Here is a 14,852-nt window from a genome sequence, read left to right as displayed (position 1 = left end):
GCTGTCATAAAAGCTCCAGGGAGATGAACAAACAGAAACAGAATATCCGAACCCCGCTGGCTAGTCCATATTTTATCACAGATAAGATGGACAGGCCTTTTTGCCATCTCTGCATGGTGAGATGAAACACAAATGCTGCACAGGAAGAAAGCCGCCTGGCAGGCGGCCTTCTGATTATTTAGATGCAACCTCTTTAACAGAGGAGGTAATTTCTTCACTTAACTTCGAAGCTTCTTCAGCGTTTTCCGCAGCTACTGCTTCATACCATTTTTGCGCCTTATCCAGCAGAGATTCAGCCTGCTCTTCACCAAGCTTGTCTGCCAGGTCCATTTCAATCGCCTTCAGGAATACATTCGCTTCCATAGCTTCAGTCCTTGCTTCAGCCACTTCTCCTTCCTCAAGGGCTGCCGGAACTTTTTCATGGTAACTGGTAATCTTTCCGGCAAAAGCATCGGTAAACAACTGTGACACTTCTTCAGACTTTATAGCGGATGGTTCTGTCTTATCAAGGCTGAACAAGTCATTCAGTTTGTTTGCCGCTTCTTCATCCCCGCCTGCAAGTGAACCTTTGATTGCCTGGAGGAATCCCCAGCCTTCTGCCTGCATGATCTTTAATTCTGTTTCATCTGCATTTCCTTCTTGTACAGCCTTTTCAACTTTCTCGGCATAAGATTGAGCTGCAAGATAGTAGCTTCTGTAAATGGATTTATCAGTGATTTGCTTATATACTCCGAAATCGTCAGCGTTTCCGGCATCAAGTGCTTCTGTCTGTGCCTTTAAGCCGCTATTGATATTTTCAACGATACTGTCTTCACCGGATAATTCATAGTAACTATCCCTCTTTTCAGCAGTCGGAATAATCACTTCATCAATTAATAGATTCAGGTCTTCAAAAATTTTGCTGGCAGCTTCAGTATTGCCTGCCTCAATTGCTGATGCAGTATCGGAATGGAGTCCTTTATGCTTCTGATAGAAATATGATTGAGTCGTCTTATCAATAATTTGCCTTGCCACATTTGCATCAAGTTCACCGCTTTGTCCGGCACTGATTGCCGCCTGGATCGCCTGGTCAAATTCACCGTTCACAGCAGTCACTGCTTCCTGCAAATTATTTTGATACTCACTTTTCACTTTGTCCCATTCCACTTCGTTGCCTTCTTTTGCGGCACTGAGAGATTCCATCATGGCCTGGTATGCGTTTACCTCAGCTTCTGTATTTGTATCGGCCGCATTTTGCTCGGCATCATTTTCTTTACCTTCGCTGTTTTGCTCAGCCTGATTTTCTTCAGCTGCCTGCTCTTCCTGTTTCGGCTCTTCTTTCGGTTCTTCTGCCTCTTGATTTCCGCAGCCGGCGAGAACACCTCCGGCCAGTAATGCACCTGCTATTAATGTTATTGTTTGCTTCTTCATGAATGCTTTCCCCTTCCATTGATGTAATTGATAATGCTTTTCATTTATAAGTACAATTGTCATTTTACCGATAACGATTATCATTGTCAATGAACAATTTGTGAACACATTTGTCTATTTATATAGGGCTGATCTGATATGGATTTCCTTACCGTCTTCCCCCTGCAACATCTGCTATGCCCTCCTTATTAGACCTTCAGCAGATTATTTTGATTGCCTCTCCCGTGTACAGTAATATCAACTTCCCTTCCACGGGAAGGGTGTCAAGCTCGCTACGCTCATCTCGCTGCGGCGCCCATATCTGATCGTTATTCCTGTGCGCGTGCCGCTGATTGCATTGTTTATATTGATCCCAAACAAATCAACCAAAATAAAACGGTGCTGACGATCCGCTGCAAATCTTTATTGGAAGCACTGGTGGTCTTACTCAATACCTGGCATCCTAACAGATGAATAAGAGCGTGGATGCCTGTTCCCAAAATAAAAAGGACCCGGAGATTATCCTCCGGATCCTTTGTTTGCTTATGAATTACATGTGTTTTTGCAGGGTTTGGGTAAGTGCTTCTTTTGGCTGGAAGCCGATGATCTGATCTACCACTTCACCATTTTTGAAGACGAGAAGTGTAGGGATGCTCATAACACCAAAGCGTCCTGCAGTTTCCTGATTTTCATCAACGTTCAGTTTGGCGATTTTTAAGTTGTCGCCCATCTCTGAGTCGATTTCTTCCAGTACAGGCGCAATCATCTTACAAGGTCCGCACCATGGTGCCCAAAAGTCAACGAGTACTACACCATCTGTCGTTTCGTTTGAAAAAGTCTGGTCTGTCACATTTACAATTGCCATTCACAAATCCTCCTCTAACAACTCATTTCCATCAAAGTATACCATTCAAAAATAGTGCACGCCATATTTTTGTTTTCACATATAACGTACCCTTTTGATTGGAAATTACACATCAAACGGCACAATGCCATACTATACGCAGTATCAATCAAACGTGAAAGCGACAGGGGACTGCAGTGCTGTTCAAGGTAACAGGCAGCTGGATCGTAGTTCAGTGCCTTTATTTCATGCTCTCCCTTCAGTTATAGGCACTGAATGTTGGTTCAGTGCCTTTATTCACACGCTTCCTCTACTTATAGGCATGAGAGACTCTCTTCCGTGCTTATATTCTCGCTCTTCCTCCAGTTACAGGCACGGGAGACATCCTTCCGTGCTTATATTCTCGCTCTACCCCCAATTACAGGCACGGGAGACATCCTTCCGTGCCTATACTCACGCCCTTCCTCTACTTATAGGCATGAGCGACTCTCTTCCGTGCTTATATTCTCGCTCTTCCTCCAATTACAGGCACGGGAGACATCCTTCCGTGCCTATACTCACGCTCTTCCTCTACTTATAGGCATGTGAGACTCCCTTCCGTGCTTATATTCTCGCTTTCCCTACAGTTACAGGCACGGGAGACATCCTTCCGTGCCTATACTCACGCCCTTCCTCTACTTATAGGCATGAGCGACTCTCTTCCGTGCTTATATTCTCGCTCTTCCTCCAATTACAGGCACGGGAGACATCCTTCCGTGCCTATACTCACGCTCTTCCTCTAATTACAGGCACAAGAGCCTCCCTTCGTGCTTATATTCACGCTTTTCCCCCACTTACAGGCATAGGAGACGCCCTTCAGTGCCTATATTCACACTCTCCCACCATTTATAGACAGAAAACACCACTCCCCTGTCACATCAAAAAAATTAACAGTCCAATTCAATTATGAAATGGACTGTTAATTGTACGTTTTATTATTTTGCACTCAAAACCGAACCCAATTAGGTGGAATGTCGGGTTATGCGTTTACCTTGAGCTTTTTGAACTCTTCGGTCAGCAGCGGCACGACTTCAAACAGGTCTCCAACAATCCCATAATCAGCCACATTGAAAATGTTGGCTTCAGGGTCTTTATTGATGGCTACGATGACTTTTGAGTTCGACATGCCGGCAAGGTGCTGGATTGCCCCTGAAATTCCCGCTGCGATGTAAAGGTCAGGTGTGACGACTTTACCGGTCTGGCCGATTTGAAGTGAATAGTCACAGTAATCGGCATCACATGCACCGCGGGAAGCGCCTACTGCGCCGCCAAGCACTTCGGCAAGTTCATTCAGCGGCTCGAAACCGTCTGCACTTTTCACACCGCGTCCGCCTGCAATGACAACTTTCGCTTCGGAAAGGTCCACACCGTCTGTTGCTTTGCGGAGCACCTCTTTGACGATTGTACGCAAGTCTTTGATATTCGCATCTACTGACGTGACATCACCTGAACGGGATTCGTCCTTTTCAGGTGCTTCGATATTATTCGGACGGATGGTCGCAAAGAAGATGCCGTCAGAGACAATTTTCTTCTCAAATGCTTTTCCAGAATAAATCGGCCGGGTGAACACGATGTTTCCGCCTGCTTCTTCAATTCCAGTCGTATCAGAAATCAATCCGGAACCAAGCTTGCTGGCCACTTTCGGGGAAAGATCTTTTCCGACTGATGTGTGGCCCATCACAATGCCTTCAGGATTTTCCTGCTCAATTACCTGCATCAATGCCTGGCCGTAGCCGTCTGGCGTATAGTTTTCCAATTTATCACTTTCAACTTTGATGGCACGGTCCGCACCATACTGGATCATTTCCTGAGCAAGTTCATCATTGATGGATTTGCCGAGCAGAACGGCCACAACTTCGCCGCCTTCTGCTATCGTTTTACCTGCTCCAACTGCTTCGAACGATACATTTCGAAGTGCATTATCGCGCATTTCTCCTACTACTAATACTTTTCTTGACATGTGGATATCCCCCCGTTAAATTACTTTTGCTTCGTTGCGAAGTAATGAAACCAGTTCTTTCACCTGATCTTCCAATTCACCTTCCAGCACTTTGCCTGCTTCTTTTTCTGGAGGAAGGAAAATTTCGATTGTCTTTGTTTTAGGTTCGACATCGTCTTCATCAAGATCAAGATCGTCTATTTCCAGTTCTTCCAACGGTTTTTTCTTCGCTTTCATGATGCCCGGAAGAGATGGGTAGCGGGGTTCATTCAATCCTTGCTGGGCTGTTACGAGCAGCGGCAAAGACGTTTCAATCATTTCGGTATCCCCTTCAACATCCCGCTCGATTTTCACATTTTCACCGTCGACCTCAATCTTAGTGATAGTGGTGACGTATGGTATGTTCAAGCGTTCAGCAAGACGAGGGCCAACCTGGCCGGATCCTGAATCGATGGCAACGTTGCCCCCCAGGATCAGATCATATTCTTTATCAGAGAAAAATTGTTCCAGGATTCGGGCAGTCGTAAACTGGTCGCCTTCCTCGACATCTTCTTCGGTATTGATCAGTACGGCTTTGTCACAGCCCATTGCCAGCGCTGTGCGCAGTTCCTTTTCCGCTTCTTCACCGCCGACAGTCACAACCGTCACTTCACCGCTGTTGTTGTCACGGATTTGAATAGCTTCTTCAATTGCATATTCATCATAAGGGTTAATGATGAATTCAGCACCCTCCTCAGCAATTCGGCCGTTATCGATCGAGATTTTTTCTTCTGTGTCGAATGTTCTTTTCATAATCACATAAATATTCATTAGCAGTCCCCTCCCTAATAAATTGACCTGAATACTGACTGGATCGGCAGCAGGTTATTCATCTTTAAAATCCGGCTTCCTTTTTTCAACGAAAGCCTGTATCCCTTCACTAGCATCGCTAGATTGAAAGACGCGGCCAAACAGTTCCGCTTCTTTTTCGACTCCCTTTTCAAACCGGGAATCGACAGCATAATTCGACAGCTCCAGCGCATAAGAAACGGAAACGGCACTTTTTGAAGCGATCTTGCCGGCGAGGGCAAATGCTTCATCCATCAGTTTCTCATCAGTATAAGCATGATTGGCAAGACCCAGCAGGACCGCATCAGTACCGGTAATTGGCTCTCCTGTCAACATCATCTCAATTGCCCTCGGCCTGCCTATGTATCGCGGAAGACGCTGCGTTCCCGCATACCCAGGAATCAAACCGAGTGTCAATTCAGGGAGCCCAAGCTTGGCTGTTTCGGTCACAAGGCGGATATGGCAGGCCATCGCAAGTTCAAGCCCTCCGCCAAGTGCCGCTCCGTGGATTGCGGCAATAATCGGCTTTTTGAAATTTTCCATCCTGTCGAACAGTTTTTGGCCGTTTGTTGAAAGATTCCGAAAATCGGAATCGCTTTCAATTTTAGTAAATTCCTTAATATCGGCCCCGGCTGAAAAGAAACGGCCTTCCCCGTGAATGAGAATGACCTTCACTTCCCTGTCACCCTCCACTTGATCCAGCATTTGCGACAGTTCGTCCAGAAGGCCGGATGCCAGCGCATTAGCAGGCGGGCGGTTTAACGTAACAACAGCAATGCGCTCTCTTACAGACCAAGAAAGATATTCCATCAACACACCTCTTCCCCTGTGAGAATTAAAACAGCAATGTTTTTTATGATTGATTGCTGAGCCCATTCACTAACAGCCGGTGAACAGGAGCAGCTAGCGCCGCCAGATTATATTTATGATCATTCATGACCCAGTTGGTTGCCGTTTCGTCAAGTGTTCCGAATATCATCTGCCTTGCGAGCCTTATATCGAGCTCGGGATCGAAAGCACCCGCGGCAATCCCTTCTTCAAGGATTGAATCAATAACCTGCAAATAGTCTTTTAACACTTCGTTAATCTTGAGACGAAGGGATTTAGATGACTGTCTGAGTTCGAGCTGTGTGACGACGGCCAGGTTCACATCCTCTGACAAAAGACTGAAGTGCATGCTTGTCAACGCTAATAACTTCGCTTCAGCATCCGTTTTTCCTGCAATGGCTTTTTGGACTTCCTCAACAAGGACTCCCATTTTCACCTGAAAAAGTGAAATGAGGATGTCTTCTTTGTTTTTAAAATAGAGATAGATTGTGCCGTCTGCTACACCAGCCTGTTTTGCAATCCGTGATACCTGGGCTTGATGGTACCCATTTTCCGCAATGACATCGACAGCAGCCTCAATGATTTTTTTATACTTTGGTTTATTTTGTTTCACAGCCCCCGTCTCCCTCTCTAGAAAAATGAATGATGGTTCATTCATAACTTCATTCTATATTATTCTAAATTTACTGTCAATATAGAACCGCAAAGAAAGAGACTCAAAAAGAAGAGCCGTGGCATTTGGCTCCTCCGGATTTACTGGGCCTCCGTGATTTTTTCTTTTTCTTCCTCGACGAGCTGCCTGCGCAAAATTTTACCGACAGCTGTCTTCGGCAGTTCTTCCCTGAATTCGATCAGGCGCGGCACTTTATATGCGGCAAGGTGTTTTCGGCAGTAATCATTGACTTCCTGTTCTGTCAAAGAGAGCCCTTCCTTTACAACAATGTAAGCTTTCACCGTTTCGCCGCGGTATGGATCTGGAATTCCTGCCACCACTGCTTCCTGGATCGCTTCATGTTCATATAGGACTTCTTCGATCTCACGCGGATAGATATTGAAGCCGCCTGCTATGATCATGTCTTTTTTCCGGTCCACGATATAAAAATACCCATCATCATCCATATAGCCGAGATCACCAGTTAACAGCCACTCGCCATTGAGGAAGGTTGCCGCCGTTTCTTCCGGTCTGTTCCAATATCCTTTCATGACTTGCGGGCCTTTCACTGCCAGTTCTCCTATCTCCCCAGGCTTTGCCCGTTCACCTGTTTCTGGTGAAACGATCATTGCATCAGTGTCCGGCCACGGCACCCCGATACTCCCTTTAACCCTTTTTTCCCAGAGGAAATTGGAGTGGGTGACAGGTGATGCTTCAGTCAGGCCATAACCTTCTACAAGTTTTCCGCCGGTAACAGCCTCGAATTTCTCCTGGACTTCCACCGGTAGCGGAGCAGATCCGCTTATGCAGGAATCGATGGAAGACAGATCATAATTCTTGATTTTCGGATGATTAAGAAGTGCGATATAAATGGTCGGAGCTCCCGGAAAAATCGTTGGTTTTTGTTTCTGTATCGTTTTAAGTGTATCTTCTGCATCGAACTTCGGCAAGATAATCATTTTGGCGCGGAACATGACGGATAGGTTTAAGACGACTGTAAGCCCGAATACATGGAAAAACGGGAGAATTGCCAGGATCCGTTCTTCCCCTTTTTTCAAATTATACATCCACGTCATACTCATTGCCGTATTGGAAACGAGGTTTTTATGCGTGAGCATGACTCCTTTCGGGCTGCCGGTGGTGCCTCCCGTATACTGGAGGAGGGCCAGGTCTTCCTCAGGGTTGATCTGAACATCCAATTCTTTGAATGCACCAAAGCGAATCACATCCGTGAACAAATGAGTATTCGGGCCGCTTTCCACTTTCACGACAATGTTATGCTCCTTCTTTTGGATGAAGGGGTAAATCACATTCTTCGGAAATGGAAGATAGTCCTTGACTCCTGTCACGATAACATGCTCGACTGGCGTCTTATCTCTGACGGCGCTTACTTTCGGATACAGCAAATCCAGGCATACAATAGCTTTTGCACCTGAATCATTCAGCTGGTACTCCAATTCGCGTTCCATATACATCGGATTTGTCTGGACGACGATTCCACCGGCCAGCAGAATTCCATAATAACTGATCACTCCCTGTGGACTGTTGGGCAGCATGATGGAAACCCTGTCACCTTTTTGGATGCCGAGTGTTTGAAGATAATTAGCAAACCTGACAGCCTGTTCGTACACTTCTTTGTAGGTCATTTCCTTCCCCAAAAAGTGAAGCGCTTTCTTTTCCGGCATCTCTTCGTCCGCTTCCTTCAAGAACTGGCCTACTGGTTTATCAGGATAGTCAAGTTTTTCCCCGATTTGTTCTGGATAGTGTTTAAGCCATGGGTTCTGGGACAATTGTTCCATTTCATCACCCTCCTTTATAATATAAATTTATTATACCGGAAACTCGCCTATTAGTTAAAATATTTTAAATAATCCAAATTAAAAAGGCGTAAAATGTCGGGGGCACTGGATAAGCTCTTTAATTTCATCCAACAGAAATAGGCTGTCCGTGACATGGACAGCCTTCTTTAAGATAGTTCTTTTTTAGAATAGTAAATAAACGATGCCCCAAATGATAAAAATCCCGCAGAGGACTAATAGGACTTTTGCCAGTGTTTCCATTTTCCCGTCTCCTTACATGCAGTTATCAGCCAATCCCTGAACCGATGACGTAAGATAGGCCGACTGATATCACCATAGCGATAAAACCGACGGCGCGGTTATCATTTTCAATTTCATCATCAATTTTAAACTTTGGCGTCAAAAACTCAAATATAAAGTATCCGCTCAGCAACAGTAAGAATCCGAATGCTCCCCAGACCATCATCGTGATTAGTGAGTCGTTATGGGCAATGGAATAACGGAAAATGTTAGCCAGGCCGAAGATTTTTCCACCGGTGGCCATAGCAACTGATAGATTCCCCCGTTTGATTTCATCCCAATTCTGATATTTGGTCACAAGTTCAAATATCGTCATGAACACAACAACAGACAGGACGACCACACTGTAATGGGCCGCTGTCTCGACGTATACGTTTCCCCAAAAATTATCCATTTGCATGTGCCTCTCTTTTAGTATCACTGCTTCCGCACACTTGCTGTGAGATCAGCAGAATATTTTGAATGCCCTAACCTTATACCGGAATCACTGCTTTTTTTCTTTTGGCTCTGCTATAAAACGTTCTTGGATTTGGCATGAGGCACTTGTTATCCCCGCGGCGCCGTTCACGCCGTTTCACTCCTTCGGGACCCTCCTGAATATTGCCTTCCGCTCCAACAACGTTAATTACTCAACTTTGTGATTGAACAGAGCCATTACTTTTAGCAGTAATCACATTCCTTATTTCAGTTCGAGGACTGTTACTCCGCCGCCGCCTTCGTTCATGCCGCCAGATCGGATATTTTTAATCGCCCGCTGTTTTCTGGCCCATTCCTGCACGCCCTTGCGCAGTGCACCAGTCCCTTTACCATGGATAATTGTAACAGACGGATAGCCGGCCAGGAGCGCATCGTCCAAATACTTTTCAACTTTGAGCAGTGCATCTTCAAACCGTTCACCCCGTAAATCCAGCTCCGGTTTCACATGTCCAGTGCTCCCTTTTACAGTCGCCATGGGCTTCGTTTCTACCGGCTGGGGCCTGTTAATGTATTCCAGGTCTTTCCTCTTCACTTTCATCTTCATAATCCCAAGCTGTACGGTGAATTCATTGTCACCCGATTGTTCAACGATATGCCCCTGCCGGCCGAGACTGATGACATTCACTTCATCTCCCGGAAGAAGTTCTTGCTGGCCGGCCTTATGCACTTTGCCCGGTGAAGGACGCTTTTTGGCAAGCTCAGGTGCTGCATCTTCCAGTTTTTTGCGCGCATCTATCAGCTCATGCTCCTTGACCGCGTTATTCTGGCGTTTTTGCATCTGCCTGATGTCAGTGATAATTTCCTCTGCTTGCTCTTTAGCCAGATTGACCGCTTCGTTCGCTTTTTTCTCGGCATCCTTCATCATCGCTTCCCGCTGCTCGGTGAAAGCCGCCAGTTTTTCTTCCAGCTCTTGATGGATTGCCGCAGCCTCTTCGCGGAGACGCACGGCCTCGTCTCTTTCCCGCTCTGCACTCTTGCGGCTTTGTTCGAGCGATGCGATCATGTTCTCCACTTTGTTCGTTTCAGTGCCGATATACCCTCTGGCATTTTCAATGATGGAAGTGTCCAGTCCAAGCCTTTTTGAGATTTCAAATGCATTGCTTTTGCCAGGTATGCCAATCAAAAGGCGATACGTTGGACTGAGTGTCTCTATATCAAATTCCACACTTGCATTAATGGCCCCTTTACGGTTATAACCGTATGCTTTCAGTTCAGGATAGTGGGTGGTCGCAACGACCCTTGCCCCCCTGCTGTATACTTCATCCAGAATGGCGATCGCGAGCGCCGCACCTTCCTGAGGATCGGTTCCAGCTCCAAGCTCATCAAACAGAACAAGGCTCTTATGATCGACATGCTTTAAAATCTCCACGATATTCGTCATATGTGAAGAAAAGGTACTGAGGCTTTGTTCGATCGACTGTTCATCACCGATGTCGGCGAACACCTTCTCAAAAACGGTAACGGCCGATCCGTCATGGGCCGGCACCTGCAATCCCGCCTGAGCCATCAATGCAATCAGGCCGATTGTTTTGAGCGTAACAGTTTTTCCGCCTGTATTTGGTCCGGTAATGACGATGGAACTGAAGTCACCGCCCAGTTCAACATCACTTGCGACCACTTCATCAAGCGGGATAAGCGGATGGCGTGCCCGGTTAAGTTTCATATAGCCTTCATCATTAATGGCTGGCTTCGAGCCTTTGATGGCCTGGCTGTACATCCCTTTAGCGAACATGAAATCCAGGTCGGCAAGCACTCCGACAAGCTGAAGCAGTATGTCGGCATCTTCAGCAACAAATGCCGATAATTCCGCGAGGATACGGTCAACCTCATGCTTTTCGCGCATTTTGGCCTCTTGAAGCTTATTATTCGCTTCAACAACAGCCTGCGGCTCAATGAAGAGGGTTGCCCCCGAAGAAGACTGGTCATGGACCATGCCGCCGAAGGATCCACGGTACTCCTGTTTCACCGGTACGACAAAACGGTCGTTGCGGATGGTGACTATGGCATCAGAAAGCATTTTTTGTGTAGAAGAACTCCGTGTCAAGTTTTCAAGTTTCTCCCTGATCCGGGCTTCCGTCGTTCTGAGGTCATTCCGGATACCGCGCAGTTTTTCGCTGGCACTGTCCATCACACGGCCGCTGTCATCAATACTTTGATTGATTCGCCGTTCAAGGTTTGTAAGCGTGACAATCTCTTCTGCATGCCGGTTAAGGATCGGCAACTCCACTTCTTCTTCCTCAAGCAGATTCTCGATGAATCGCTTCATATTTTTCGCGCCATACAGCGTGCTTGAGATATCCAGCAATTCTTTCGGATTCAGCATGCCGCCGATCTGGGCCCGCTTAACCTGCGGCCTGATATCAAACACACCGCCAAGCGGCACATTCCCTTTAACCCTAAGAACATGCACGGCCTCATCCGTTTCATCCTGCCAGTAAGCAACTTCCTCCCGGTCAGCTGAAGGCTCCAGTCTGTCAGCTTTGTCTTTTCCGAGTGAAGAAGCTGCGTGCGATCTCAGCCTTTCTTTTACCTTGTCAAATTCGAGAGTATGAAGTGCATGTTTCATCTGTTTCACCTTCCTTATGCGCTGTCCTTACGAATTGTCATTCCTTTTTAAAAAGGCGGTAAGGTCAGCGATATCCCATGTATTTATGACGGTCTCTTTTTTCACCCAGCCTTTTCTGGCTGCAGCTGCGCCGATTTTCATATGGTCGAATGTATCGATTTGGTGGGCATCCGTGTTAATGGAAAGCTTAACTCCAGCATCCTGCGCTTTTCTGAGCCACTCTGCTGAAAGATCGAGCCGATGCGGGTTTGCGTTCAGCTCAAGTGCCGTATCCGTTTCGGCAGCAAGTTCAATAAGCATGTCAAGGTCCACATCGTATCCTTCCCGCCTGCCGATCAAGCGCCCGGTCGGATGAGCGATAATATCAACGTGATTGTTTTTGACTGCCTGTTTTAAACGCTTCATGATCGTTTTCCGATCCTGTGAAAAGCTTGAATGAATTGAAGCAATCACAAGATCAAGTTCCCCCATCATATGTTCATCGAAATCAAGTTCGGCATTCGGCAGGATATCCATTTCGGTGCCTGACAGAATTAAAATGTCATTATATTTTTCATTAAGGCGGTCGATTTCTTTGCGCTGTGCCCTGAGCCTTTCCGGTGTCAGGCCATTTGCCACCCGCAAATATTGGGAATGATCGGTGATGCAAATATATTCATACCCCCTCTTCCGGGCTGCTTCCACCATTTCTTCAATCGAATAGGCGCCGTCACTCCAGGTCGTATGCATATGGAGATCCCCTTTAATATCGCCAACTTCGACAAGCCTGATATCAGCTTCCAGGTAAGCGTCGACTTCTTCACCTGACTCTCTGATTTCCGGCGGAATGAATGGAAGTCCGAAATGGCTGAAAAACGCTTCCTCACTTTCAAAGGTGAGAATTTCTCCGGTCTCCTGTACCTCAACACCATACTCGCTGATCTTTTCGCCTTTCTCCTTGGCGAGCTGCCGCATTCGGACGTTATGGTCCTTTGATCCGGTAAAATGGTGGAGCGCGGTAGCGAACTCGGCTGGCTGGACAAGCCTGAAGTCAACGGCCACATCATACCCAAATACCATGACAAGGGAAACCTTCGTATCCCCGCTCGCAATGACTTCCTCGATTCCTTCCAATTCGAGAAGCTGATTCCGGACGTTTTCAGGCTTCTCTGTTGCGATAATAAAATCCATATCTTTCACCGTTTCCCTCATGCGCCGCAGGCTTCCTGCCCTTGACCACTTTTCAATGCCTGCCATACCTCTAAGGGAATCTTCCACCTTTTCAGCAGCTGCAAGCATGAAAGCGATCGGCAGGCGTTCAGGCCGTGTTCCCATTTCTTCAAGGGCAGCAAGAATCTTTTCTTCTGATTTCTTGCCAAATCCGCTGAGTTTCTGAATTTCCCCGTCCCCTGCCGCTTTTTTTAACGAATCAGCATCTATGACTCCGAGCTCCTTATACAGTTTGGCCAGTTTCTTCCCGCCAAGCCCCTGTACTTGTAAAAGCGGGACAAGACCGGACGGAACTTCCTTTTTCAAATCTTCGAGTTCCGAGGATTTGCCGGTTTCCATCAACTCGGTTATCACTTCCCCTGTACCTTTCCCTATCCCTTTCAGTTCCGTCGGATCCCCAATGTCCGCAAGGCTCCGGTCATCTGTTTCAAGGGCCTGCGCAGCTTTCCGGTATGCCGATACTTTGAAACTGTTTTCACCCTTCAATTCCATATAGACCGCTATTGTTTCTAACGTTTTTATGACATCCTTTTTATTGACCTGAAGCATTTGCATCCCTCCGTACACCATTTTTCGGCAGGTTTGCCGGTACGTTTCGCTTTTTTCAGTAATTCCCTTTACGTGCAAAAACACTCCTCCTAACGGAGAAGTGTTGCGATGTGTTCAACCCATAAGTTCGTGATCAGCCTTGAAAGACCAGGCGTATGCTCAACGATGACTTGAGCAAGGATCGAATCCCCCAGCGCTTGCTGGATAAACTCGACCTGCATGAATGCAGCAAGATATAAAAGAATAAAAGCAATCAAGTAAACCTCTATAAATCCGAGCGCGCCGCCCAGCCAGCCGTTAAAGGTGCGCAATACCGGCAAATCGGCCAGGAAGTCAAACATCGCACCGATGATGTGCATAATGATTTTCGTCCCGAAGAACAATACGGCAAAAGCAATTGCACGGTAATAGGCAGCCTCTATATGTATGTTGTCTAGAAACAACTGCATTGAACTGCCTTCAGGCAAAGCTGGATACGGCACCCATAGTTTCAAATGGGGAGCAAGATCATCAAAATACAAATAAGCCACAACGAAAGCAACGATGAAGCCGGTAAGATAGACAAGCTGAAGAATGAAACCTCTTCGCAGCCCTACGACAAATCCGGATATCAGTACGATAAGCAATATTAGATCAAGCATTATTGTTCTTTTTCCTCTTCTTTCTGTATAGATTCAGCAAGTTTGATATATTTCTGCTCAAGGAGCAAATAGTCGTTCACCGCATTAACGGCAGTCAGAACAGCGAGTTTATTCACATCCAGTGCCGCATTCATTTCTTTAAGTTCTTTCATCTTTTCATCAACAAGACTTGCCACCATTTTGACATGGCTTCTAGACTCGTCTGCGACAATTTTATATTGCTGTCCATATATTTCAACGGTGGTCCTTGATTTTTTCCCATCTGCCATGCAGGAGACCCCCAATCTTAGCATCTCAAAGAATCCTAATACATATCATAACACGAAAAAAACGGATTGTGAAAAAATTTATGATTCGTTAGTGGAGCGCCCGATAATCGAATGTGGAGGCAAAAGTTATTCATGCGCGGAAAGCTCTCCCCCTCTCCTGCAGCGGCCAATGAATTCGCACAGTACTGGCGTCCGGACTGGTCACCATGAAAAACGAAGGGCCCGGCAAGCCCAAGCCCGGTGGATTATTTGGACATTCTTTATGGAGTTCCAGGGATGATCACTTGCTAAACCAAATCGGGAATGTACACTCTTATGTTGCGCTCGCCCGGCAAAATAATGACCTGTTCTTCTGATAGGGGATTATTGCTCTTCCTTTCGGAGGTTTCCCCATCATTCATTTTCGCTTCGCAAATCGCAACTATTTCAAAGAACTTAGGTTTTTCGGTAAAGCACAGCCTTTTCGCGTGAAAGAAACGGTTTGGCGGGAAAAGGCGGGAGATCCACGTGAAAATTGCGAGGG

Annotated in this window: 13 protein-coding genes; all 13 read right to left on the bottom strand. The window is 46.4% G+C overall.

Annotated features, from left to right (window positions below; translation table 11 throughout):
- Positions 1–174: 174 nt before the first annotated feature.
- Positions 175–1,410, bottom strand: coding sequence for a hypothetical protein (locus tag A4U59_RS19460; protein WP_070121740.1), 1,236 nt, complete (start codon positions 1,408–1,410; stop codon positions 175–177).
- Between the two features lie 529 nt (positions 1,411–1,939).
- Positions 1,940–2,254: a thioredoxin gene (gene trxA / locus A4U59_RS19455; protein ID WP_070121739.1), complete on the bottom strand. Its 315-nt coding sequence runs from the start codon at positions 2,252–2,254 to the stop codon at positions 1,940–1,942.
- A gap of 997 nt (positions 2,255–3,251) precedes the next feature.
- The gene (locus tag A4U59_RS19450; protein ID WP_070121738.1) at positions 3,252–4,232 is read right to left on the bottom strand and encodes an electron transfer flavoprotein subunit alpha/FixB family protein; all 981 of its coding nucleotides are present in this window, start codon (positions 4,230–4,232) and stop codon (positions 3,252–3,254) included.
- 15 nt (positions 4,233–4,247) lie between these two features.
- Entirely contained in the window at positions 4,248–5,021 is a 774-nt protein-coding gene (locus A4U59_RS19445; RefSeq protein WP_070121737.1) for an electron transfer flavoprotein subunit beta/FixA family protein, read from the bottom strand.
- A gap of 54 nt (positions 5,022–5,075) precedes the next feature.
- Positions 5,076–5,849, bottom strand: coding sequence for an enoyl-CoA hydratase (locus A4U59_RS19440; RefSeq protein WP_070121736.1), 774 nt, complete (start codon positions 5,847–5,849; stop codon positions 5,076–5,078).
- 43 nt (positions 5,850–5,892) lie between these two features.
- Positions 5,893–6,480 (bottom strand): fatty acid metabolism transcriptional regulator FadR, encoded by a 588-nt coding sequence (locus A4U59_RS19435; protein ID WP_070121735.1) that lies wholly within the window; start codon positions 6,478–6,480, stop codon positions 5,893–5,895.
- Between the two features lie 140 nt (positions 6,481–6,620).
- A complete protein-coding gene (locus tag A4U59_RS19430) occupies positions 6,621–8,318 on the bottom strand; it encodes a long-chain-fatty-acid--CoA ligase (protein ID WP_070121734.1) in 1,698 nt (565 codons plus the stop codon).
- Between the two features lie 286 nt (positions 8,319–8,604).
- A complete protein-coding gene (locus A4U59_RS19425; protein WP_070121733.1) occupies positions 8,605–9,012 on the bottom strand; it encodes a DUF350 domain-containing protein in 408 nt (135 codons plus the stop codon).
- 285 nt (positions 9,013–9,297) lie between these two features.
- Positions 9,298–11,661 (bottom strand): endonuclease MutS2, encoded by a 2,364-nt coding sequence (locus tag A4U59_RS19420; protein ID WP_070121732.1) that lies wholly within the window; start codon positions 11,659–11,661, stop codon positions 9,298–9,300.
- 27 nt (positions 11,662–11,688) lie between these two features.
- Positions 11,689–13,419, bottom strand: a complete 1,731-nt coding sequence (gene polX, locus A4U59_RS19415; protein ID WP_070121759.1) for a DNA polymerase/3'-5' exonuclease PolX — start codon at positions 13,417–13,419, stop codon at positions 11,689–11,691.
- Between the two features lie 89 nt (positions 13,420–13,508).
- Positions 13,509–14,060 carry a CvpA family protein gene (locus tag A4U59_RS19410; RefSeq protein WP_070121731.1) on the bottom strand — a complete coding sequence of 184 codons (552 nt, stop codon included), beginning with the start codon at positions 14,058–14,060 and terminating at the stop codon, positions 13,509–13,511.
- The gene (gene zapA, locus A4U59_RS19405; protein ID WP_070121730.1) at positions 14,060–14,329 is read right to left on the bottom strand and encodes a cell division protein ZapA; all 270 of its coding nucleotides are present in this window, start codon (positions 14,327–14,329) and stop codon (positions 14,060–14,062) included. The genes A4U59_RS19410 and zapA overlap by 1 nt, the downstream gene beginning before the upstream one ends.
- Positions 14,330–14,616: 287 nt before the next feature.
- A partial coding sequence (locus tag A4U59_RS22085; RefSeq protein WP_211274968.1) for a hypothetical protein occupies positions 14,617–14,852 on the bottom strand: 236 nt, incomplete at its 5' end.

The sequence above is a fragment of the Bacillus marinisedimentorum genome, from assembly GCF_001644195.2.
Classification (GTDB): Bacteria; Bacillota; Bacilli; order Bacillales; family Bacillaceae_O; genus Bacillus_BL; species Bacillus_BL marinisedimentorum.
This window is presented reverse-complemented; position numbering and strand designations above follow the sequence as displayed.